Source organism: Bacteroides muris (ex Afrizal et al. 2022) (genome assembly GCF_004793475.1).
Classification (GTDB): domain Bacteria; phylum Bacteroidota; class Bacteroidia; order Bacteroidales; family Bacteroidaceae; genus Bacteroides; species Bacteroides muris.
Map to the genome: position 1 here is coordinate 1 of NZ_SRYZ01000044.1, position 23,062 is coordinate 23,062.

16 protein-coding genes and 4 tRNA genes are annotated in these 23,062 nt (G+C 41.1%); 5 read left to right on the forward strand and 15 right to left on the reverse strand.

All coding sequences use genetic code 11. From position 1 onward, the window contains the following. Nucleotides 1-123 precede the first annotated feature (123 nt). The 7 genes from E5355_RS15020 to E5355_RS15050 form a co-directional block, all read right to left on the reverse strand. Nucleotides 124-197: transfer RNA gene (locus tag E5355_RS15020), tRNA-Arg, on the reverse strand. Nucleotides 198-219: 22 nt separating this feature from the next. After that, nucleotides 220-293 (reverse strand) — tRNA-Arg (locus E5355_RS15025). A gap of 22 nt (nt 294-315) precedes the next feature. Beyond that, nucleotides 316-389 (reverse strand) — tRNA-Arg (locus E5355_RS15030). Between the two features lie 22 nt (nt 390-411). Next, a tRNA-Arg gene (locus E5355_RS15035) sits at nt 412-485 on the reverse strand. Nucleotides 486-560: 75 nt separating this feature from the next. After that, nucleotides 561-2,858 carry a patatin-like phospholipase family protein gene (locus E5355_RS15040; RefSeq protein ID WP_136010978.1) on the reverse strand — a complete coding sequence of 766 codons (2,298 nt, stop codon included), beginning with the start codon at nt 2,856-2,858 and terminating at the stop codon, nt 561-563. 182 nt (nt 2,859-3,040) lie between these two features. After that, a complete protein-coding gene (htpG, locus tag E5355_RS15045; RefSeq protein ID WP_136010979.1) occupies nt 3,041-5,089 on the reverse strand; it encodes a molecular chaperone HtpG in 2,049 nt (682 codons plus the stop codon). Nucleotides 5,090-5,200: 111 nt separating this feature from the next. Beyond that, nucleotides 5,201-7,729: an ATP-dependent Clp protease ATP-binding subunit gene (locus tag E5355_RS15050; RefSeq protein ID WP_136010980.1), complete on the reverse strand. Its 2,529-nt coding sequence runs from the start codon at nt 7,727-7,729 to the stop codon at nt 5,201-5,203. 305 nt (nt 7,730-8,034) lie between these two features. On the opposite strand from E5355_RS15050, the gene gyrA reads away from it, so the two are divergent. The 5 genes from gyrA (at nt 8,035) to E5355_RS15080 (ending at nt 14,077) form a co-directional block, all read left to right on the forward strand. Next, nucleotides 8,035-10,563, forward strand: a complete 2,529-nt coding sequence (gyrA, locus tag E5355_RS15055) for a DNA gyrase subunit A (RefSeq protein WP_136010981.1) — start codon at nt 8,035-8,037, stop codon at nt 10,561-10,563. 30 nt (nt 10,564-10,593) lie between these two features. Next, complete coding sequence (locus E5355_RS15060; protein WP_136010982.1) at nt 10,594-11,835, forward strand: tetratricopeptide repeat protein; 1,242 nt, start codon at nt 10,594-10,596, stop codon at nt 11,833-11,835. 529 nt (nt 11,836-12,364) lie between these two features. Beyond that, a complete protein-coding gene (locus E5355_RS15070; protein ID WP_136010983.1) occupies nt 12,365-12,829 on the forward strand; it encodes a hypothetical protein in 465 nt (154 codons plus the stop codon). Nucleotides 12,830-12,833: 4 nt separating this feature from the next. Continuing rightward, entirely contained in the window at nt 12,834-13,154 is a 321-nt protein-coding gene (tnpB, locus tag E5355_RS20400; protein ID WP_168354349.1) for an IS66 family insertion sequence element accessory protein TnpB, read from the forward strand. A 62-nt stretch (nt 13,155-13,216) separates the two neighbouring features. Continuing rightward, nucleotides 13,217-14,077: an IS66 family transposase gene (locus E5355_RS15080; RefSeq protein WP_136010985.1), complete on the forward strand. Its 861-nt coding sequence runs from the start codon at nt 13,217-13,219 to the stop codon at nt 14,075-14,077. Between the two features lie 766 nt (nt 14,078-14,843). Here the strand turns inward: E5355_RS15080 and E5355_RS15085 are convergent. The 8 genes from E5355_RS15085 to E5355_RS15120 all read right to left on the reverse strand — a co-directional run bounded on the left by E5355_RS15085 (nt 14,844) and on the right by E5355_RS15120 (nt 22,916). After that, the gene (locus E5355_RS15085) at nt 14,844-15,119 is read right to left on the reverse strand and encodes a DNA-binding protein (protein WP_085929906.1); all 276 of its coding nucleotides are present in this window, start codon (nt 15,117-15,119) and stop codon (nt 14,844-14,846) included. 246 nt (nt 15,120-15,365) lie between these two features. Next, complete coding sequence (locus tag E5355_RS15090; protein ID WP_136010986.1) at nt 15,366-16,211, reverse strand: tetratricopeptide repeat protein; 846 nt, start codon at nt 16,209-16,211, stop codon at nt 15,366-15,368. A 10-nt stretch (nt 16,212-16,221) separates the two neighbouring features. Next, entirely contained in the window at nt 16,222-18,069 is a 1,848-nt protein-coding gene (locus tag E5355_RS15095) for a BatD family protein (protein WP_136010987.1), read from the reverse strand. Between the two features lie 22 nt (nt 18,070-18,091). Beyond that, nucleotides 18,092-18,796, reverse strand: a complete 705-nt coding sequence (locus E5355_RS15100; RefSeq protein ID WP_136010988.1) for a tetratricopeptide repeat protein — start codon at nt 18,794-18,796, stop codon at nt 18,092-18,094. Next, nucleotides 18,793-19,821: a VWA domain-containing protein gene (locus E5355_RS15105; protein WP_136010989.1), complete on the reverse strand. Its 1,029-nt coding sequence runs from the start codon at nt 19,819-19,821 to the stop codon at nt 18,793-18,795. The genes E5355_RS15100 and E5355_RS15105 overlap by 4 nt, the downstream gene beginning before the upstream one ends. Nucleotides 19,822-19,880: 59 nt before the next feature. Further along, nucleotides 19,881-20,864 (reverse strand): vWA domain-containing protein, encoded by a 984-nt coding sequence (locus E5355_RS15110; RefSeq protein ID WP_136010990.1) that lies wholly within the window; start codon nt 20,862-20,864, stop codon nt 19,881-19,883. Between the two features lie 95 nt (nt 20,865-20,959). Continuing rightward, nucleotides 20,960-22,039: a hypothetical protein gene (locus E5355_RS15115; RefSeq protein ID WP_136010991.1), complete on the reverse strand. Its 1,080-nt coding sequence runs from the start codon at nt 22,037-22,039 to the stop codon at nt 20,960-20,962. A gap of 7 nt (nt 22,040-22,046) precedes the next feature. Next, the gene (locus tag E5355_RS15120; protein ID WP_136010992.1) at nt 22,047-22,916 is read right to left on the reverse strand and encodes a DUF58 domain-containing protein; all 870 of its coding nucleotides are present in this window, start codon (nt 22,914-22,916) and stop codon (nt 22,047-22,049) included. Between the last annotated feature and the right edge of the window lie 146 nt (nt 22,917-23,062).

Consider the following 23,062-nt stretch of genomic DNA (forward strand, 5'->3'; position numbering starts at 1 on the left):
AAACTATTTCGTTAACAGAGAAACGAATGCATTTGCTGAATCATTCAATGCAAAACTGGAAGCAGCTTGACCATGCCGAATAAAACAAAGAATCTCCGCAATAAAATTTGCGGAGATTCTTTGTAATCGCGACAGGATTCAAACCTGTAACCGGCTGATCCGTAGTCAGCTACTCTATTCAGTTGAGCTACGCGACCCTTTTAAAATTATGAAAACTTGTGACCGCGACAGGATTCAAACCTGTAACCGGCTGATCCGTAGTCAGCTACTCTATTCAGTTGAGCTACGCGACCCTTTTAAAATTATGAAAACTTGTGACCGCGACAGGATTCAAACCTGTAACCGGCTGATCCGTAGTCAGCTACTCTATTCAGTTGAGCTACGCGGCCCTTTTAAAATTATGAAAACTTGTGACCGCGACAGGATTCAAACCTGTAACCGGCTGATCCGTAGTCAGCTACTCTATTCAGTTGAGCTACGCGGCCTCTTTGTTTAACGGGTGCAAAGATACGCACTTTTTCCGAATTAGCAAACAATATCCAAACTTTTTTTGAAAAAAATTATTCGACAAAGCGATAATTAAACAATTGCCAGCCGATGGTCATCCCCACATTCCACTCCTTTCTCGGTGAGCTATAATGATTTACATAAGCAGAGATGGCTCCAAATGGCAAATGACAAATAATAGAAACTTCTCCTATATATTCAAAGCGGGAGAATGCTTTTCCATAATATGCTTTATTCAATGCATTCTTTTTTATCGGAAAAATCGGTGTAAAGCCATAAAATTCTGTCCGGAACTGGAACATGTCGTTCAAAACATATATGGGCTTGATACCGGCAGCCACATACTGGTTGGCACGAAAAGCTTCATTGTACATAAGTTTACTATGCGGAGTCGGTGCAAATTCTCCTGCCTGCATCATAGTTGCCGTATAATTCTCGGAGAAATTCTTCGATGAATACAGTGCTTCTGCCATCCATCCCAGAGTGAACTTCGGTCCCATTGTGTGATATGCCTCTTTCATATAAGAGATTTGCAACCAAGATTGCCGCTCTTGCGGAAAAGGACTATACCCTTCTTGCAGATTTCCCGGTTTAAATCTTTCCCTTCCAGTAAAGACCTGGGCTATCAGCTTCTCCAGATAGCCTTTTGTCGCGTATTGCCGCGTATTCAGGGTGCTCCCATAGAAACCGATGGAACCTCCCAGAAGCTTGTAGGTACTTCTGTCCGAACGGTCTCTATCGAAATCGATTACGCTGGATTGAAAGTAGTTATCTTCCAGTTGACCATATCCCAGGCTGAACTCCGCACGCTTATTGGCCAGAAACGGCAAGGCAACCATCAATTTCACAAAACGTTCGTCCTTTGAATTGAATGAAGGCTTGTCATTCTTGGAAAACAGCTTGTCTTTCTTGTAGTAATCGAAAGTACTGATTGAAGCAATAAAACGAAAGGACGTAGGTATGTGGGTAGGCAAATCAATCTTACCCATCAATTGGGCATTATTATAAATCTTACCCAACTGACCGTCAAAAGTGATTTCCTTGGAATAATAATTCAAGTTCTGATATCCTACTCCCAAATAGATTTGGTTTGAGCTGGTAGTAGAAACACTGCCCCCCAAACGGACGGAGAAATTATCCTCCATCTTCACCTTCAAATGCAACTCATATAAATCTGATTCAGAATTATATACGGCATGAGGAACTATTTCCGAAATCATATTATCCGCCAGTAAACGAAAATATCCGCGCTTCAAGTCTTCATAAGTAAAGACCTCATGCTCCTCATCATGGAATTCTTTTTTGATGTAGGCTTGCTGTTGAGTATTCGCCCCTTCAATAATAATATCCCGGAAACGGAATTGAGGCAGATTACTCCGAAAAACGAGACGCCTCAAACGTACATTATCAGCATTTACTCTACGATGGACACGGCTTTTGATGGAATCCATCATGTTAAGAGTACGGTTGTAACCTATATCGTGCAACTCCTGCAGACGATCAAAATCCAGCAGGTTGACATCGTCGTACTTGAAGGTCATGACTATGCCTAATGAGTCCGGAATGGAATAATCGGTCTTTTGCATAATCATATTCTCCAATTGGCTCATCAGGTTATTCTCCTTCGGTTTACCCGGATTGGCCGCCACCACACTGCCAATGATGACATCCGGATGAAAATCCTCCCGCATCACATCCGTAGGGAAATTATTGTAAATACCGCCATCATAAGCAAGCGTACTGTCTATTTCTATCGGTTTGAAGACAAAAGGAAAACTCATGGAAGCTCGTACCGCATCCCCCAAATCCCCTTTACCCAATACCAATGGCTTTTTGTTATACACATCGGACGCTATACAGCGAAAAGGGACAAATAGTTTGTTGAAATTACCGGCACATGCAGCCGTGGCACGTGCAAACAATTCCACAAATACCAGATTCATCTGTATGGGGTTGACCATACTTGTAGGAAGTATCTGGGGTTTTATATGCAACGAGTCCCTAAAAGCAAAACGGATATTGAAAAATTCTGGTGAAGGACGATTTTTCTTAAAATAATACTCGTATTTGGGCTCCACTTTGCCCGAATACCAACGTTTAAAGTCGGGAGAGCGTAACAGCGCCTCCATATCGTCTGGAGAATACCCCATGGCATATAGAGAACCGATGATAGCTCCCATAGAGGTTCCGGTTATATAATCAATGGGGATATTATTCTCTTCCAAAGCCCGGATAATACCTATATGAGTCATGCCTTTTGCTCCACCGCCACTCAGTACAAGCCCCACTTTCTGAGCTTGTAAAATAAAGCTACATAGAAGAAACGAAAAAAACAATAAAACTCTTTTCATAACTGTGCTATTCCGAGTAAGATAAATGTTCATTGCCCCAAATATAAACAATAGTTTCTAAAAATGCCGTATTCAACGAGGGAAATCACACCTCAATTGGTGAAAATGAATAAAAAAAAGGGTATTGTGACTCTGGAGAATCACAATACCCTTGCATATATTGAATGCAAATTTAAGGGGGCCTATTTTATCAGATCAATGCTTCTCTTGACAAAGTTGTTCAAAGCTTCACCTCTCAACATACCATTCTGCAGCAGTGCTAAATCTATCAGTTGACGGACAACCTTATTCTTGGCTGCATAATCAGCGAAGATACCTTCTTTCTGCATTTTCAGTTCGTCCCACTTCTTATCCAGCTCATTTACCTTATCTTTTTCGGTAGTCGGTATATCTTCATCTTTCTTACCTTCCTGCTTCTTCTTCAATTCATTACGTTGTTTATCCACTTCATTCATTTCTGCCTGAACCGGAGCAATGGCAGCAGCACATTCCTTGTCTTCATCTACCAGAACTTCTTTCACCAGCTTATGGTCTGAATTCAATACCAAGTTAAACATATCCGGCATTTCGCCATAGAAGCTCATTCCTGCCTGAATATTGGCCATTTCTTTCATACGACGCATATACTCGCTCTGAGTTATCATGATAGGAGTGGCGTTTTCGCCCAAGGCCTGCGCCGTAACGTTGAATTCCGTCTTATCCATCTTGGGCAACTGGCTCTTGAAGATGGAAGAAAGAACTTCCTGCTTGCCAGCTTCCAACGCTTCGTTCTTCTTGTCTTCCTTGACAATCAGATTATCAATAATATCGCTGTCTACGCGAGTGAAGCGAACCTTTTCGAACTTCTGCTCCAACATGCTCACCAATGCAATGTCCAGCTGTCCATCCATCAACAGCACATTGTATCCTTTATTCGTAGCGGCCTCTATGTAGCTGTATTGCTCATCTTTATTATTGGCATACAGATAAATCAGATTTCCATCCTTATCCGTCTGGCTATCCTTAATTAACGTTTTATACTCTTCGAAAGTGTAATATTTGCTGTCTGTATCGGTGAAAAGGGCAAAGTCCTTGGCTCTATCATAGAAATCTTCCTGCGTAAGCATTCCGTAGTTGATGAAAATCTTCAAGTCATTCCACTTTTCCTCAAATTGCTTACGGTCGTTCTTGAAGATAGACTGCAAACGGTCTGACACCTTCTTCGTGATATATGTAGAAATCTTCTTCACGTTGGCATCGCTCTGCAAGTAAGAACGGGAAACGTTCAATGGAATGTCCGGTGAATCAAGCACACCATGCAGCAAGGTCAAAAAATCGGGAACAATACCTTCCACCGAGTCCGTCACATATACCTGATTGCAATAGAGCTGAATCTTATTCTTATTCAACTCAATGTTGCTCTTCACCTTGGGGAAGTACAGAATACCAGTCAGATGGAACGGATAATCCACATTCAGATGAATCCAGAATAAAGGCTCGTCGGACATAGGATAAAGATTGCGATAGAACTTCTTGTAATCTTCATCTTTCAATTCGCTGGGTTTCAGTGTCCACAAAGGATTGGAGTCATTGACAATATTATCTTCGGCAGTTTCAACCTGCTTGCCATCTTTCCATTCTTTTTTCTTGCCAAATGCAACCGGAATAGGGAGGAAGCTGCAATACTTCTTCAACAAAGAGGAAATACGCGCTTCTTCGAGGAACTCTTTGCAGTCATCATCTATGTAGAGAACGATATCAGTACCACGTTCTGCCTTATCTGTGTCTTCAAGCGTAAACTCCGGACTGCCATCGCAGGTCCACTTTACAGCCTGAGCACCTTCCCGATAGGATTTAGTGATGATTTCGACTTTCTTGGCAACCATAAAAGCCGAATAAAAACCCAAGCCAAAATGACCGATGATGGCATTGGCGTCGTTTTTGTATTTCTCAAGGAAGTCATTGGCACCAGAAAAAGCTATCTGGTTAATATACTTGTCTATTTCTTCAGCAGTAAGCCCGATACCATGGTCAGACACCGTAATGGTATCTTTTCCCAGCGAAACATGCACAGTAAAATCGCCAACTTCACCCTTGAACTCACCAATAGAGGAGAGTGTTTTCAGTTTCTGCGTAGCATCAACTGCGTTAGAAACCAACTCACGGAGAAAAATTTCATGATCACTATACAAGAACTTTTTAATGACGGGGAAGATATTCTCAGTAGTTACCCCAATATTACCTTTTTGCATACTACATTTATATTTTTTAGATTTATATTTTTAATTATTTCGGCAGATATAGCACAAAAAAAATGCCAGTCCATAAGGACTGACATTTTGACGGCTTTTATAAAGAACTGCTTATGCTTTCTTGATGCTCAGCTCATTTTTTTCTTTGTCTACTGATACGTTTACCATATCACCCGGTTGTAACTCCGCAGCCACTATCAACTCGGAAAGTCCATCCTCCAAGTAGTTCTGAATGGCACGCTTCAATGGCCGCGCACCAAACTGCACATCGTATCCTTTTGAAGCGAGGAATTTCTTTGCATCATTCTCCACTACCAGCTTGTAACCAATTGCTTCAACTCGTTCGTACAAGCCTTTCAACTCAATGTCCACAATCTTCGTAATAGCATCCAAAGAGAGCTGGTCGAAAGTAATGATTTCATCCAAACGATTCAAAAATTCAGGAGCAAAGGTCTTGTTCAAAGCCTTTTGTATCACACTGCGCGAATATTCATTGTCATCCGTGCGGTTTTGCGCCGCAAAACCCACACCACGGCCAAACTCCTTCAACTGCCGTGTACCGATATTGGAGGTCATAATGATAACCGTATTCTTGAAATCGATGGTTCTGCCATAATTGTCAGTCAAACGACCTTCATCCAGCACTTGGAGCAAGATGTTAAACACGTCCGGATGAGCTTTTTCAATTTCATCCAACAAGACAATGGAATACGGCTTGCGACGTACCTTTTCGGTCAACTGGCCACCTTCCTCATAGCCCACATATCCCGGAGCGGCACCAATCATACGAGATACGGTGTATTTCTCCATATACTCGCTCATATCGATACGTATCAAGGCATCGTCAGAGCCAAACATATATTTTGCCAATTGCTTCGCCAAATGTGTTTTACCCACACCAGTAGGGCCAAGGAACATAAAGGTTCCGATAGGATGGTTCGGAGCTTTCAACCCTACACGGCTACGCAAAATCGCTTTGGTAAGTTTCTCTATCGCAACATCTTGAGCTATCACCTTCGCCTGCAGTTCTTCCTTCATTCCAGCCAGTTTAAGTCCTTCTGCCTGCGCCATACGCTGTACGGGTACACCGGACATCATCGAAATAACATTAGCTATTTCTTCTTCACCTACCGTTTGGCGATTATCCTTCAAACGGGCCTCCCACTCAACCTTCATCTCTTCCAAGCGGACAGAAAGTTCCTTCTCACGGTCACGGTAGCTGGCAGCCAACTCAAAATTCTGTGACTTTACAGCTTCAGCCTTCAGGCTTCGTGCCTCTTCAATCAGCTTTTCCTGCTCCTCAATTTCTTTCGGAACGTTAATATTCGTCAAATGCACACGCGAACCAGCCTCGTCCAAAGCATCAATAGCTTTATCCGGGAAGTTACGATCGGTAATATAGCGTGCTGACAACTTGACACATGTTTCCAAAGCTTCATCTGTGTAGCTCACATTATGATGGTCTTCATACTTCTCCTTGATATTCTTCAATATTTGAAGCGTCTCTTCAGCCGTGGTAGGCTCTACAATAACCTTTTGGAAACGACGTTCTAAAGCACCGTCTTTCTCGATATTCTTTCTGTATTCATCAAGAGTGGTAGCTCCAATACACTGGATTTCACCACGCGCCAAAGCCGGTTTCAGCATATTGGCAGCATCCATGGAACCGGCAGCAGCACCGGCACCTACAATCGTATGGATTTCATCGATAAAAAGAATGACATTCGGATTTTTCTGCAATTCATTGATAATAGAGCGAATGCGCTCCTCAAACTGACCACGGTATTTTGTTCCCGCCACCACAGAGGCCATATCAAGCATCATCACACGCTTTTCGAACAAGATACGCGAAACCTTCTTTTGCACAATACGTAATGCCAACCCCTCTACGATAGCGGATTTTCCTACGCCTGGTTCGCCAATAAGCACCGGATTATTCTTCTTGCGACGGCTCAAAATTTGCGCCAAGCGCTCAATCTCGCGCTCACGCCCAACAACCGGATCCAGCTTGCCTTCTTCGGCAGCCCGCGTCATGTCTATGCCGAAATTATCCAACACAGGAGTATCATTGGACGGCTTTCTGGATGCAGTCTGTGCAGCTGAGGCTGAACCGGATTCACCGGTACGGGAAGAACGGGGCATATTCATGTCTTCTTCATCCTCTTCATCGTCCTCAGTGAATCCCATTCCCGCATTCGGATTAGTCGATTTCATGGAAAGCTGTTCAAATACAGTCTGGTAATCTACCCGATTTTCTTCCAAAACAGTTGCAGCAAGATTATCACCATCTTTCAAGATAGCCAGCAATACATGTTCCGTATCAGCTGTTACGCTTTTCAGCAGACGTGCTTCAAGCATACACATCTTCAATATCTTGGCCGACATCGGGGACAAAGGTACTTCAGCGTCCGGCAAGAGAGTATCGTCCTTAGCATCTTTCAGGAAACCCTCCAGACGACTTTTTACCCGTTTTAAATCTATATCAAATTTCAACAATATTTCAATAGCTTTTCCTCCGCCATCACGTAGCATACCAAGCAGAAGGTGTTCCGGACCAATATAGCGATTTCTCAATCGATTGGCTTCTTCCTTACTATAAGTAATTATGTCTGAAACTCTTTGTGAAAAATGATTGTTCATATTTTATAATTCTCCTCAATTAAAAAGGTTATCCACGACAAAGATACGCATTTATTAATTCAGCGTATCATATTTAACTGATTTAATAGTATACAAATCTCGTGCCATAAATCTCAAATCTGTTTTTCCATTTCATACCTTATATATTAATGGCAATTCGGGGGAAAAAAGAGGGAGGTAGAACTTCCATATTTATGCCGCAGGCAACAAAGTTTATGGAAGAAAACTTTTGTATATCGTAAAAAAGTAGTACTTTAGCGTGGTTTTTCACGAACCCCCAAATGTGTAATTAATAATCTTTTTAAATGCTTGAACAAGACAGAATTATAAAGATTAACATCGAGGAGGAAATGAAGTCATCGTACATTGACTACTCTATGTCGGTCATTGTTTCACGTGCCCTTCCAGATGTTAGAGATGGTTTTAAACCCGTTCACCGAAGAATTCTTTTCGGAATGATGGGATTAGGAAATACCTCCGACAAACCTTATAAAAAATCAGCCAGAGTTGTAGGTGAAGTATTAGGTAAATATCATCCTCATGGCGATTCATCCGTTTACGGAGCTCTTGTACGTATGGCTCAGCCTTGGGCAATGCGTTATATGTTGGTAGACGGACAAGGCAACTATGGTTCAGTAGACGGCGACAGTGCTGCTGCCATGCGTTATACAGAGTGCCGTTTGCGAAAAATTGGCGAAGACATGATGACAGACCTTGAAAAAGAGACCGTTGACATGCAGAACAATTTTGATGACTCTCTGCAAGAGCCTACCGTCATGCCGGCCCGTATTCCGAATCTTTTAGTTAATGGTGCGTCTGGTATTGCAGTAGGTATGGCTACCAATATGCCGACTCATAACCTGTCTGAAGTTATTGATGCTTGTATTGCATACATTGAAAACAATGACATCGACATAGAAGAGCTGATGACGTATGTCAAAGCTCCTGACTTCCCGACTGGAGGCTATATATACGGCATGAGCGGTGTTCGAGAAGCCTATTTCACGGGACGCGGACGTGTCATAATGCGTGCTAGAGCCGAAATTGAGACTGGTTCGACACACGATAAGATAGTTGTGACAGAAATTCCTTATGGCGTCAACAAAGCTGAATTGATTAAAAATATAGCTGATTTGGCCAATGAAAGGAAAATTGAAGGTATTGCCAATGCTAATGACGAATCCGACCGTGAAGGTATGCGTATCGTTATTGATGTAAAACGTGATGCAAATGCCAGCGTTGTACTCAACAAGCTCTATAAGATGACAATGCTGCAGACATCTTTTGGCGTGAACAATGTTGCATTGGTACATGGCCGTCCACGCCTGCTGAATCTGAAGGATTTGATAAAATACTTCGTTGAGCACAGACATGATGTAGTCATCCGCCGTACTCAGTACGATTTGCGTAAGGCCAAAGAACGTGCACACATTCTGGAAGGATTAATCATTGCATCTGATAATATCGATGAAGTAATCAAGATTATCCGCGCTGCTAAAACACCGAATGATGCTATCTTGGGTTTGATGAATCGATTCCAACTCAGTGAAATTCAGTCACGTGCCATTGTGGAAATGCGTTTGCGCCAACTCACTGGACTGATGCAAGACCAGTTGCACGCCGAATATGAGGAAATTCAAAAGCAGATTGCTTACTTGGAAGAAATTCTTGTCAATGACGAACTCTGCCGCCAAGTTATTAAAGATGAACTGATTGAAATAAAAGAGAAATATGGTGACGAACGTCGCTCGGAAATTGTCTATTCATCAGAAGAATTCAATCCGGAAGACTTCTATGCAGATGATGAAATGATTATCACCATCTCACATATGGGATACATCAAACGCACACCGCTGAGCGAATTCCGTACACAAAACCGTGGTGGGGTAGGCTCTAAAGGTACCGAAACTCGTGATGCAGACTTTGTAGAGCATATTTATCCTGCAACCATGCATAATACCATGATGTTCTTTACACAGAAAGGTAAGTGTTACTGGCTGAAGGTATACGAAATCCCTGAAGGTACTAAGAATTCAAAAGGTCGTGCCATCCAAAATTTGTTAAATATCGACTCTGACGATGCTGTGAACGCCTATTTGCGTGTGAAGAATCTGAACGACCAGGAGTTTATCAACAGCAATTATGTATTGTTCTGTACTAAGAATGGTATCATTAAGAAAACATTGCTTGAACAGTATTCACGTCCTCGCCAAAATGGGGTAAATGCCATCACTATCCGTGAAGACGATCGTGTAATCGAAGTGCGTATGACAAACGGTGACAATGAAATCATCATTGCCAACCGTAACGGACGTGCTATTCGTTTCCATGAAAGTGCTGTACGCGTTATGGGACGTACTGCCACCGGTGTACGTGGCATGACATTAGATGAAGACGGTCAAGACGAAGTAGTAGGTATGATATGCATCAAAAATCCTGAAGCAGAAACAATTATGGTTGTATCAGAACAAGGATATGGCAAACGCTCGGATATTGAAGATTATCGCAAGACCAATCGTGGTGGTAAAGGTGTGAAAACAATGAATATTACCGATAAAACGGGTAAATTAGTGACAATCAAGTCTGTTACAGATGAAAATGACTTGATGATTATTAATAAATCCGGCATTACCATTCGTCTAAAAGTTGCCGATGTTCGTATCATGGGACGTGCTACACAAGGTGTGCGTCTAATCAACCTTGAGAAACGTAATGACGAAATAGGTTCTGTATGTAAAGTCACTTCAGAAAATGAAGAAGAACTTATAGAGGAGGGGAAAGAAAATATCCCTGAAAGCCCTCAGAACGAGGTAAACAACGAAAATGAAGAATAGACATAATATTAATTTAAATTTTCTACAATCATGAAAAGAGTATTATTTTCAATGGTTTTACTATTTGCCGCAAGCTTTACTTTCGCCCAAGAAAAGAACGTGAAAGAGGCTAAAAGTATTGCTAACGGAGTAAATCCTGACTTTGCCAAAGCAGAGGAACTGATAAATCAAGCTTTAACCAATCCCGAAACAAAAGACAATGCTGAGACATGGGATGTAGCAGGTCTTATCCAAAGAAAAAGAAGTGAGAAAGAAATGGAAAATGCCTATCTGAGAAAACCTTATGACACTCTTCAGGTATATAATAGTGCATTGAACATGTGTAAATTTTACTTCAAATGTGACGAATTGGCACAAATTCCCAATGAAAAGGGCAAAATCAAGAATAAATATAGAAAGCCTAATTCTGCTACAATTTTAGCAGAACGCGGTAATCTGATTAATGGTGGTATACAGTTCTTTAATTTGGCCTCACAAAAGGAGGGCGATGCAGCTAATGAAGACAATAAAAAAGCGTTAGATTTCTTTGCAACATATATTGATATTGCTATCAATCCGATGTTTGAAAAGGAAAATTTATTACAAACAGATACAGTATTACCCCAAATAGCATATTATGCAAGTTTAGCAGCTGCTAAGATGGAAGATTATCCTAGTATTTTGAAGTATGCTCCTTATGCACAAGATGATAAAGAAGTTGGGAAATACGCTATGGAATTTATCTCTACTGCATTAAAAGCCGAAGGTGATACTGTTAAATGGATTGCTTCTTTAAAAGAAGGTATCCAAAAATATCCTGAACATTCATTCTTCTTTGGTCATTTGATTGATTATTATAGCAATAATAACAAATATGACGAAGCTATGCAGTTTGCTGATGATATGTTGGCTAAAGATTCTAACAATACATTCTATTTGTATGTAAAAGGTTACCTTTATCACAATATGAAAGAGTATGATAAAGCTATTGAATTCTATAAGAAAACTATAGAAGTAGATTCTAATTATGCAGAAGCATACTCTAATTTGGGTTTGATTTACTGCTTACAAGCACAAGATTTCTCCGAGAAAGCAACTACAGATATTAATGATTCTAAGTATAAAGAAGACCAAGCTACTCTGAGGACTTTCTATGAAAAAGCAAAACCTTATTATGAAAAGGCAAGAGAACTGAAACCTGATCAAAAAGATTTATGGTTAAATGGTCTCTATAGAGTGTATTATAATTTGCAGATGGGCCCTGAATTCGAAGAAATTGAAAAGCTGATGTAATATTTCTTTCAGTAATAATAAAAGCTTGTTTAGGGACATTCAGTAAATGTCCCTAAAACGTAAGATGGCATATAAAGTCGATAGAGTATAATCACTTTATATGCCATTGTTATTGTCCTTTTTCTGTGTTTTTTACATAATCCTATTATCTTGCTGGACATGACGTTTCGGAAGAAGTCTGATGATCTCTTTTGATTCGTAAGCATCCGGTATTGTTGTGTAACCAACTAATATTTAGTATCTTTACATCAATAAAAAGAGACAGACAATGGATGAAAAAGATATATTGCTCAAGACGATTGAAGGGCTGAATACCTCCATTGCTTCATTGTCTGCCATCAATAAAAAACAAGCAGATTAGAATGAAAAACTGCAGGAACGTATCAAGGAGTTGACGGTCCAGGCCACGTGGTTGAACCGCTAACTTTCCTCTGTCGAATCGAATTTATCCGTAAGTGTCCGATAATCGCATATTTACCAACCATGCTTTTCCCCCTATTTTTGTTCTGATTAAAAAAAATGGAAGATAATGGCAATATCACAAAGCGAAATGCAGGTTCTTTATGCAAGATACCTCAAAAGTGGAATGACATTGGAGGATTTCTGTAAGAAACAACAAGTCACGTATTGGGATATGATGGAATGGATTAACCAATGGGAAAAGTTACACGGTGAGAAGTTCGTCGAAAACTCAACCGTGACATATCATAGAAGCCAGTCCAGATTGCTAGCCCCATTTTCTGGATCGAAAATCACACCTCAAGCACAAAGGTTGTTCCCGTTGGAGTTTGAAGAGAACGATGTGCCTCTCAGACTGCCGGAAGACAGTCCTGCATTCAGAGCCAGCCTCGAACTGCCAAAACCTGGAACCATCATCAAAGAAGCCAAGCTCACTTTTCCGAGCGGTATGACTATTGACATACCACAGACAACAATCAAGGCGTTAATCCTAATGTCTATCATATATGAAGGGAACTGTATTGGGATTGATTAAGGATATGAAATATTATTTCTGCCAGGAATCGGTGAATATGAGAAAGGGAATTGAAGGGCTTTGTGGTGTTATACGTGGTAGCCTGTTGCGTGACCCTTTCTCGATGGAAGTATTTGTGTTTCTCTCACGGGACAGGAAACTCTTAAAGATTCTCAGATGGAATGACGGGACTTTTGTGCTATATACTGTCAAGTTATACAACAGGAAGCGGGTTAATCCTTCATATCACACGGAATCGGAGTCTTATAAGATGAACTGGAATGACTTTTGGAACCTTATAAGCAACCGAAAAAACTGTTTAAACGGACTTGAAAAAGGTGAATGATTTTATGTGTAAAATCATTATAATTATTTGTGTATTAAATAATTAATTATTATATTTAATACATGAATATAAGTCGCATATACCATAATCTGATGGAGCAGGTACGCAGTAAGGACGCTCAACCAGACTTGAAACAACTTGTTTCAAGTCTGGTTGAAAAAGTCGATTCTTTAGAATCCGAACTGGCGTCATACAAATCGCTCGTAAAGGAGCAGCTTGATACCATCGGGCTACTGAACAAAAAGATTTTCGGGTACAAAAGCGAGAAAACACATACGGAATCATCTGAAACGGAAAATATTGAGAGTGTACCAAGTTACATCAGAACTAAGCCGGTCGATGACGCACCTGTGAAGAACATACGAAAAAAGATTAAAAGTTCATACAGAAGACCGGAACGGAGGGCTTACAAGGAAATGGAGGAAAGGATTGAAGTGCTTACGCCTGATGCGGAAGAATTGAAGGGTGCAAAATTTGTCCGTTCTGAGAAGACCTTCCGCCTGTATATGATACCGGCGCGGATTGTGAAGGTCATCTATAGGAAGTTCGTCGAATCGGAGAGCAACAATCCGGAACATTCCGGGGAAGCTTTGGATTTTATCGGGAAGATTTACAGGTTGGAAAGGTTCTTCAGGAAGAAGAAGTTTATCCCGGAGAAAATCAGGGAGTACCGGATTCGTTTTACCGTTCCGATATTCAGAAAATTCAAAAGGTTGCTGCGTCCGACAAAACTTGGACTGAACAACTATCTGTTCTTCGGGAATCACAAGAATGCCAAGAGGGGAGCCATTATCTACACCATCGTGGAAAGCTGTAAACTAAACAATGTCAATCTGTTCGAGTATTTAAAGGTAGTGTTCAGCAAGAAACCAGAAGTGGGGGAGACGTATGAAATGTTTCTTCCGAACAAGTGGAAAGTATAAATTGGCTTGTAACTATTCAGCGATTCTTACTGCTGACTTTTTAATAGTGGAAATTGAATATCTCCCAACTCCTTAAAAAATGTATTCGGCTTTGTATTTACTAATAAGAAACCGACTATACAGTCATCTTTTGGTTTCCTTTCACTACAAAACCGTCATCGTTTATCATCGGTACATAAATGATAGACCCTTTTTTATATTCTCATCCGTAACAATCTGAAAATCTCTCTTTTTGTTTGAAAACTTAGGCAGCTTCCCATCTTCCTGCAAATTTTTTATTTGCTCTTTTAATGCTATTTTCATCCTGCACAAAAAGCCTCCATTTGTTGTGATTGATGTATATAATTGATGACATCATGAGTTGCCCCTCCAGCTTTTGCCATATTCACTATAGAAATGTAATCATCTGCGGGGTCATTCTTGGCTCGTTTGTTGGCAGATTTCCAAGCACTGTCATGTGACTCTTGAATAACGTAATTAAATCCAATGCACCACCGGGGTTTTCATAATGTAATATTAAACATAATCAAGATATTGGTTAAAAACTATATGTACCTATCAATACATTTCGCCAAATAAGCCATGTCCGACCACTAATCCAGTAGTTTAGAAACTTCGTCGAACATCATTTTCTTTTTCAAGAACATCCTTCAATTGTACGTTAGATTGCCAAAGTAAGTAACTAACTAATTTATCTTCCATGATTTTGAGATTAAAACAAGCAAGAAATCCCAATTGTTATCAGCAATTGGGATTCTATCTCTTCTTAAGCTCGAACAGCCTCTTCAGTCTTACCTGCCATTTCATCTAAGATTTTTAAAGCTCGCTCCAAAACAGTAGTATCATCAATCATAACCAATCCACCATCTGGTCCAGGTTCCAAGTGAATCCCAACACTTTTCCCCTCCTTAAAATTGTGTCCACCGAAGAAATTTCTTACAGTGTCAACATTCAGTCCAAGTTCATCGGCTATTCTATGCATACTACCACTGGGCAATGAGTCTTTAATCTTACGTAATTCATTAAATGTTATTGTTCTCATATTCATAAATTTAATGGTTAATACTCTATACTTTTATTATCACGCTATAAATTTAAGGAAAAAAAAGATAAAACAAACTATTTCTTTATCTTTTTTCAAAAAGAATATTGCCTCTCCCCAAAATAATCATTTTTCAAGTGTACAGAATTATAAGCACAGGGAAGAATCCCCTAAAAACATACAGAAACAGCTCGTATAAACCAATAATACCGCTTTATACGAGCCGTGTTTTAGATATAAGGAGAATTAAATACCCTCTACGGTGGAAGCTGGAACCCACCCTACTTTACCGTCTTCCAAACGAATTTCTTTCCATTCACGCATAGAGTTGTCTTTTATTTCAACTTTACGTCCTTCATGAAGAATGAATAGACTTGTACCACTTTCGCTGGGCGTGCTGCGTACTGTGACACTAGGAGCCAACACTATAGCTTCATTACGATTCATCAGTTCGTCTTTTTGCTGAGCAGCAAACACATTACTCAATATAACAAAAACCAAGAATACTATTCCTGCAATGAATCCCACTTTCTTTCCCATGACCTGTTTTGAAAAGAAAAAGAGATAGAATGAAACGAGTAACAGTATAAAGAATACAATCCCCAACTTAGCCCATGCATCTACGCTAAGACAATTAATCAACGATTTAGTCCAAGATACAAAGAAAACCTCAGGAACTGGAATTACCTTATCGATTGTCTTAGAACGTGCTATCTCCAAATTTGCACGAATATCAGCGTTACCAGGCTCCAACAACAAGGCACGCTCATAATTCAATATAGCTTTTGCCATATCATCTGCCTTATAATAACTGTTGCCAAGATTATAATAGACTTCTGCAGCCTCTCCCTTCTTTAATAGATTCTCATATATTTGAATGGCAGAAGCATAATCATTCCGTATATAGGCGCTGTCACCTTCAGCTTTTGTCACATTGCTTTCTTGTCTTGCAGCAGAGAATTCCGCATGTGAACTGGCAGATATAGAATCATCGGCAGTCTGTAATGTATCTACAGATGCGGAATTCTGCCCATAGGCAGTAATTGCCATCGCTAGACTAAGAGTAAAAAACAATATTTTATTCATTACCATTTCCTCCTGATTAATGTTTTATCGAGTTTTCCATTTTGCTGATAACTTCCAAAGAAGCTGAATATACCTTATCCATAGCCTGGTTATCATCACCCGGAGCAAAGCGGGCAAACTCACAGTTGTTCAATGCATCGAGGAATTCCTTTATCAACGCATCATTCACACCATAATTACGAAGTTCCTCTTCGATATTATCCTTAGACAAACGGGATACCGGAATGTTCAATTTATCACTGATATATCCCCAAAGAGCCTTCAAGACCTCATCATAAAACGCATCTTTCTTATTCTCAGCCAGTAATTTACCAGCTTGCTTCATACGTTTCACCGCCACTTTATTGGCTTTCTTGGTACGCATCTTTGCTACATTTGCATTGGCTGCTATTTGCTTACGATAGATGATAAAAAATGCAATGAATGCAATACCCGGTATCAAATAAAGCAACCAATACGTCAACGAACCGAAGAAGAAATCGCCTTTGGGAGACAGAGTAACATTATTCTGCTTGATAAAACGAATATCCTCGTTCAATACTTTCAAATCTTCCTTGCTTGTAAAGTTTGCAATGGTCTGAGCAGCATTACCTGCTCCCTTTTCCACATGTAATTCGTATTCTTCTGTAGTCAACGTTTTATACGAACGGGAATTAATATCAAAATAACTAAATCTTACGGCAGGAATCTTATAAGTTCCGGCATTACGCGGAATTGCCAGATACTCGATGACCTTGCTACCGGAGAGACCCGAATTTGTCAGACGGAATTTACTGTCCACCTTCGGATCATATACTTCAAAATCCTCGGGGAATTTAACTTCCGGATTAGAAAGCAATTTCAGATTGCCGGTACCAGAAATGACAAGTTTGACAGTAACAGCATCATTGGTCTTGACATTTGTACTATTGATAGAAGAAGTTATATTGAACTCTCCCACTCCTCCCGAAAAATCGGCTGGCTTACCTGCCGGCAAAGGTTTTACGTCAATTGTCAGTTGCGGAGTCAAAATTGTCTTCTTGACTTCTACGTAATTGCTTCCTCCATTGAAAAATGCCTCAAATGGATCGGCAACTTGTGTAGCTTTTGCAATGGAAGCGTCAAAGCGTGCAGCATCAATTGTCAGCTTACCGGCTTGTTGCGGGAACAACACAAACTGACGATAGATAGTAGACTGATAATTTCTACCTTTATAATGCTCCAATCTCCATCTTCTATCATTAGGCAATTCTACTTCCTGAGAATGGAATCCTTTGAAGTCAGGCAATTTCACATTATCAAACATACGTAAGTCCACCAAAGTGTATATCTTGTATGTCAGTAGAAAAGCCTCTTGTTCATACACCGTCATCTTACTGGCAGTGGCTGTAATGAACAAATCACTATTCGATACAGATGTTCCGGAAGAAGCGCGGCTGGCAACGTCCCCACTCTGTTTGCCGCCATTTCCAGAAGATGCTCCATTGGCAGACTGATCTGCCGGAAGAACCCTTACTTGTACAGAATTAGAAACCATTTGATTACCATCAGCAGTAATAGTGGCTCCCGGAATGGTAAAATCACCTTCTGCAGTGGCCATTAAAATGTAAGTGAATGTAATGCTGCTGGTTGAAGTCGTCTGTCCATTAATCATCTGCACGCTACTTTGCTGCGAGCGGCTGGGTCCCATCAACACATCAAATCCCTTAATAGAAGGAGCACGAAAAGCCCTCACCTTTTGTGTAGTCACCGTATACGACAGTCTGAACTGGTCTCCTACCGCCACAGCGTCAGGAGCAGACGCAGTAAACGATACCTTGCCATCGGCAAAGGCATTCATACTGACTGCAATCAGTGCTATCCATAAGAAAACTATTTTTCTCATATATTACTTCCTATTATGTTTGTTACCAATCCTTTTCCAAGCGACCTCCTTGAAGTACCTGCTGCTTTTTCACTTTATCTTGCACATCCTTCTCGTCCTGCATGACAGAGTTCAACAGCTGCTCGGCATTTTCCTTAGACATCTCATTATCTTTCTTTTCCGGCTGAGAAGGTTGTTGTTGCTGGTCTTGATTCTGTTGCTGGTCTTTCTGCCGATCCTGCTGTTTATCCTGCTCCTTCTGTCGGTCCTGTTTATCCTGATCTTGATTCTGGTTCTGCTGCTGGTCTTGCAACTGTTTCTGTGCTAAAGCAAGGTTATAGCGCGTTTCATCATCTTTCGGATTATTGCGTAACGACTCCTTATAAGCTTCTACCGCCTTTGCATAATCCTTCTGAGAATGAAAGATGACTCCCATATTATGATAAATCTGTGACAAGTTCGATTTGTCCTTTTCTATCTTGGTTGCTCCCACATATTGCTCCATCGCTTCCTGCAGCTTGTTCTGCTGAGTCAATGTATTTCCCAAGTTAAACATGGAGACCGTTGACTTCGGATTTACCTCCAGAGCCTTCCGGTAGTTCACTTCCGCGTCCACATATATGCTATCCTTAAAAAAACGATTTCCTTTACGGATATAATCGCGTTCCGCCTTCTGTGCAGAAGCTGAAACTGCCACTAACAGCAGCAATACCATTCCAATATACTTTTTCTGTAACATACGCATCATTTCTTATTAGAAAATAAATGAATGTTGCGGAACAGAGGATTCTTGCGCTCCAATATCAACATCTCAGCCAGTAACAACAGCAGGATAATCCATGCCACTGCCTGAAACTGTTCATTGAATTCCGTGTACACCTGTGTTTCCACATCTGCCTTTGCCATCTTGCTGATTTCCTGACTAATCGCTTTCTGTGCACCATTTGTATTGTCTACGCGCACATAAATACCATTTCCTGCCTGAGCAATTTCCTGGCACATCTGCTCATTCAAGCGGGTAACGATTACGTTACCTTCACGGTCACGACGATAATCATTAGTGCCCTCTATTGGAATGGGGGCCCCCTCAGGCATACCTACCCCTAATACATTGACCTGGATACCTTTCTCAGCAGCGGCCTTAGCGGCTTCTACAGCACCACCTTCATGGTTTTCACCGTCGGTGATGACAATAACAGTACGTCCCACTCCTTCCTGAGGGGTGAAACTCCGGGCAGCCAGATTTATTGCAGCTCCAATTGCCGTACCTTGCTTGGAAATCAGCGAAGGGTCGATGGACTCCAAAAACATCTTGGCAGAAATATAATCACTCGTAATAGGTAACTGGGTAAATGCGTCACCTGCAAAAACAATCATACCGACCTTGTCATTTTGCATCTTATCCACCAACTGTGCCACCAGCCGTTTTGCCTTCTGCAATCGGCTTGGCTGTACGTCTTGTGCCAGCATGGAATTGGATATATCCAGCGCAATCATCACTTCCACTCCCTGACGTTTTACCGTCTCCAGTTTGGAACCGAACTGTGGACGTGCCAGCAGTACCGTGAACAATCCGATAGCCGCAAAAAACAACCAAAACTTCACATCCGGGCGGTATTTGGAAACATCCGGCATTAACTGTGCCATCAGTATAGGGTCACCAAACTTACGAATGGCTTTCCTCCTCCGATAATTGGAGTACAAGTAGAAGGCTGCCAATAAAGGCAGTAGCAGCAGCAAGTACAAATATGCAGGTTCTTCAAATCGAAACATATTCTTATTTACTATTTTACAATTTACTATTTTAGTGCAAGCATATCGAAAAGATCCTCTTACGGAATCTTCTTCAATATAGAGTTGCGCAACAGTACCTCCAGCAATACACACAAGAAAGCAGCCAACGCAAACCAGCGGTACTCTTCCTGACGCTTGCTGTATTCTTTTACATTCAATTTTGTTTTCTCCAGCTTGTCTATCTCCTCATACACTTCCTTCAACTTCGAATTGCTGGTGGCACGGAAATAGTTACCTTCCGTTGTTCCGGCAATCTGTGTCAAAGTCTTTTCATCAATCTCGACGGGCATATTGACATATTGCACTGTTCCGCCTACCGGATAAGGATAAGGAGCCATACCATTGGTTCCTACCCCAATAGTATAAACGCGAATGCCAAAGTTTTTGGCTATTTCAGCAGCCGTTAAAGGAGAAATATCACCTTTATTATTGACACCGTCCGTCAGCAGAATAATGACTTTCGACTTTGCCTTGCTATCCTTCAAACGGGTAACGGCATTGGCAATACCCATACCGATTGCAGTTCCGTCTTCAATCAGCCCGCATTTCATATCTTTAAGCAAGTTCAACAATACGGCATGGTCTACTGTCAATGGACATTGCGTAAAGCTTTCTCCTGCAAACAAAGTTATACCTATATTGTCATTCGGACGTCCGTTAATAAACTCTGCCGCCACATCTTTGGCTGCTTCTAACCGATTAGGTTTCAAGTCTTCGGCCAGCATACTGGTAGAAACGTCCATAGCAAGCATAATATCAATACCCTCAATCTCACTGTTCTGCCAGCTATCTGTGGTTTGCGGACGTGCCAAAACAAGGATAATCAGTATCAAGGCAATTATCCGCAGTACAAACGGTACATGCAATAAATAGTTCTTATAGCTTCTAGGAGTATGAGCATACACACGGGCATCCGAAATTTGAAGCGCAGCTTCACTATTCTTCCGCTTCATAATATACCATACTACATAAGGTATAAGCAACAGCAGCAAAAATAAATATTCAATATTGGCAAAAACCATATTTATGTACGATTTAACGATTTACAATTCAGCTTCGTTCCAAACATCCTTCATTTTTCATTCATATATATCTGATTGAAGTCACTTTTTCAGCATTAAGCAAAATAATTATACAACTCCAAACCGATGTATATCAATGAACCCGCAAGGGCTACAGCCAATACCACAATACCTGCTCCTAGCAAAATCTTGGTACGCAAAGAACGTTTCTCGATAATGGTAATCTCAGTAGGCTGCGGCTTGGCATTCTCCTCTTCTTTCTCCTTGGTTTCATTAATAAAGTCAATGGCATTAATCAGGTTAGCGTCATTTTCGTTCATCAACGGATTATGCTTGGCAAATTTCACCAAATCTGCAGTCTGAAACAATTCACGCAAATCAGAAATCGCATCCTTATCTCTTATTTCCAGTAACTTATCTATGATTTCCGTAGAAGTCATTTCTAACGCATTGAAACCAAAACGGTCTTTTATATACATACGAAGAGTATCGGTCAATTCTGTATAATATTCCTTCGGCTCCCCTTTCTGCCATACCTTCTCATTTTTGATACGTTCTATCTCCTGCATGGCCAACTGATGGGGAGGCAGCTTAGGCTCCACCTTCACCTTACGGATAATAGGCTTATTGTCAAAGAAACGCATTATCAGATAGACAAGCAATATCCCTATCGGGATAATCAGCGCACCGCAAGCCATAAGACCATACCAATCTTCCCAAGCAAAAGGTGCTTGCATCACTGTTTTGGGGCCAAAGAACTGTTCCGGATTCTCCGGGTCTAACGGGACATTCACTGAATATACTTTCAAGGCCAACGCTTTCGAGCAATACTTCTCATTATCCACTGTCACCTCCATAGGCGGTAGATAATAAAGAGCCGAGTCGAAAGAAGTAATTGTATACTCTTGAGTTATCAATGCACGCCGGCCATCATTCAGCAGTTGCGTATCCGGCTTGGCCACATCAATGATTTCAACCCCATTCACCAGCGTATCGGTATATACCGGAAATATGGCACGTTTATCGGCATCCAGAGATACTTGAAGCTTTATCCTTGCCTGCTCCCCAATAAGAATCTGCAAAGAGTCAATTGTAGCATCTACCGTTACCGACTGGGCTGCTACCCTTCCCGAGCATGCTATTAATAACGCTATCAGAAATAAATATCTTTTCATTTTCCGATTAATTTCGTTTCGCAAACAAATTCATTAATGCCTTGACATAATCTTGGTCGGTACGTACCGACACATTGTCAACATTACTCTTGGTAAACGTTTCATTCAATTCCGCCTGCTTGTTCACCCACCAATCATGATGGGCACGACGCACAGCACGCGAGGAGGTGTCGATCCACTGCTCGTGTCCCGTCTCGGCATCCCTAATCTTCATCAGTCCCACAGATGGCAATTCTTCCACACGACGGTCGTATACCTGAACGGCAACCAAGTCATGCTTACGATTGGCAATGGTCAAGGCGTTCTTGAAACTTTCTAGGTCTATGAAGTCCGACAGGATAAAAGCCGTACAGCGACGCTTCATTACGTTTGTCAGATACTCCAATCCCAGACGAATGTTAGTCCTCCGGCTTTCCGCATGAAAATCTATCAATTCGCGGATGATATAAAGTATATGCTTACGTCCCTTCTTGGGCGGAATAAACTTTTCAATTCGGTCAGAAAAGAAGATGACACCAATCTTATCATTGTTCTGAATGGCCGAAAATGCAAGTGTTGCGGCAATTTCTGTCACCATATCCTTCTTCATCTGCTTTACCGTACCGAATTCCAAACTACCGGAAACATCTACCAGCAACATCACAGTCAATTCGCGCTCCTCCTCAAACACCTTGACGTAAGGCTTATTGAAGCGGGCGGTCACATTCCAGTCGATGTCACGTATGTCGTCGCCAAACTGATACTCACGCACTTCGGAGAATGCCATACCTCTACCCTTGAAGGCTGAGTGATACTGCCCGGCAAAGATATTGTTGGACAATCCACGCGTTTTTATCTCAATCTGACGGACTTTCTTCAAAAGTTCTGTTGTTTCCATTGATTTATTTTAATAATCTCATTTAAGCACACATGCGCAATTTAGTTTATAACAGAAACTTCCCTATGAAAAGGGGGGGAGGTTTTGAATGCTCAAACCTAAGGCTTATGACGCTAAACCTCAGGTCCAGGACTATAAACCTCAAG

Excerpts from the sequence above, each read along its gene's own strand:
- E5355_RS15040 (WP_136010978.1), bottom strand. The coding sequence starts at position 2,858 with ATGAAAAGAGTTTTATTGTTTTTTTCGTTTCTTCTATGTAGCTTTATT.
- htpG (WP_136010979.1), bottom strand. The coding sequence starts at position 5,089 with ATGCAAAAAGGTAATATTGGGGTAACTACTGAGAATATCTTCCCCGTC.
- E5355_RS15050 (WP_136010980.1), bottom strand. The coding sequence starts at position 7,729 with ATGAACAATCATTTTTCACAAAGAGTTTCAGACATAATTACTTATAGT.
- gyrA (WP_136010981.1), top strand. The coding sequence starts at position 8,035 with ATGCTTGAACAAGACAGAATTATAAAGATTAACATCGAGGAGGAAATG.
- E5355_RS15060 (WP_136010982.1), top strand. The coding sequence starts at position 10,594 with ATGAAAAGAGTATTATTTTCAATGGTTTTACTATTTGCCGCAAGCTTT.
- E5355_RS15070 (WP_136010983.1), top strand. The coding sequence starts at position 12,365 with ATGGCAATATCACAAAGCGAAATGCAGGTTCTTTATGCAAGATACCTC.
- tnpB (WP_168354349.1), top strand. The coding sequence starts at position 12,834 with ATGAAATATTATTTCTGCCAGGAATCGGTGAATATGAGAAAGGGAATT.
- E5355_RS15080 (WP_136010985.1), top strand. The coding sequence starts at position 13,217 with ATGAATATAAGTCGCATATACCATAATCTGATGGAGCAGGTACGCAGT.
- E5355_RS15085 (WP_085929906.1), bottom strand. The coding sequence starts at position 15,119 with ATGAGAACAATAACATTTAATGAATTACGTAAGATTAAAGACTCATTG.
- E5355_RS15090 (WP_136010986.1), bottom strand. The coding sequence starts at position 16,211 with ATGGTAATGAATAAAATATTGTTTTTTACTCTTAGTCTAGCGATGGCA.
- E5355_RS15095 (WP_136010987.1), bottom strand. The coding sequence starts at position 18,069 with ATGAGAAAAATAGTTTTCTTATGGATAGCACTGATTGCAGTCAGTATG.
- E5355_RS15100 (WP_136010988.1), bottom strand. The coding sequence starts at position 18,796 with ATGATGCGTATGTTACAGAAAAAGTATATTGGAATGGTATTGCTGCTG.
- E5355_RS15105 (WP_136010989.1), bottom strand. The coding sequence starts at position 19,821 with ATGTTTCGATTTGAAGAACCTGCATATTTGTACTTGCTGCTGCTACTG.
- E5355_RS15110 (WP_136010990.1), bottom strand. The coding sequence starts at position 20,864 with ATGGTTTTTGCCAATATTGAATATTTATTTTTGCTGCTGTTGCTTATA.
- E5355_RS15115 (WP_136010991.1), bottom strand. The coding sequence starts at position 22,039 with ATGAAAAGATATTTATTTCTGATAGCGTTATTAATAGCATGCTCGGGA.
- E5355_RS15120 (WP_136010992.1), bottom strand. The coding sequence starts at position 22,916 with ATGGAAACAACAGAACTTTTGAAGAAAGTCCGTCAGATTGAGATAAAA.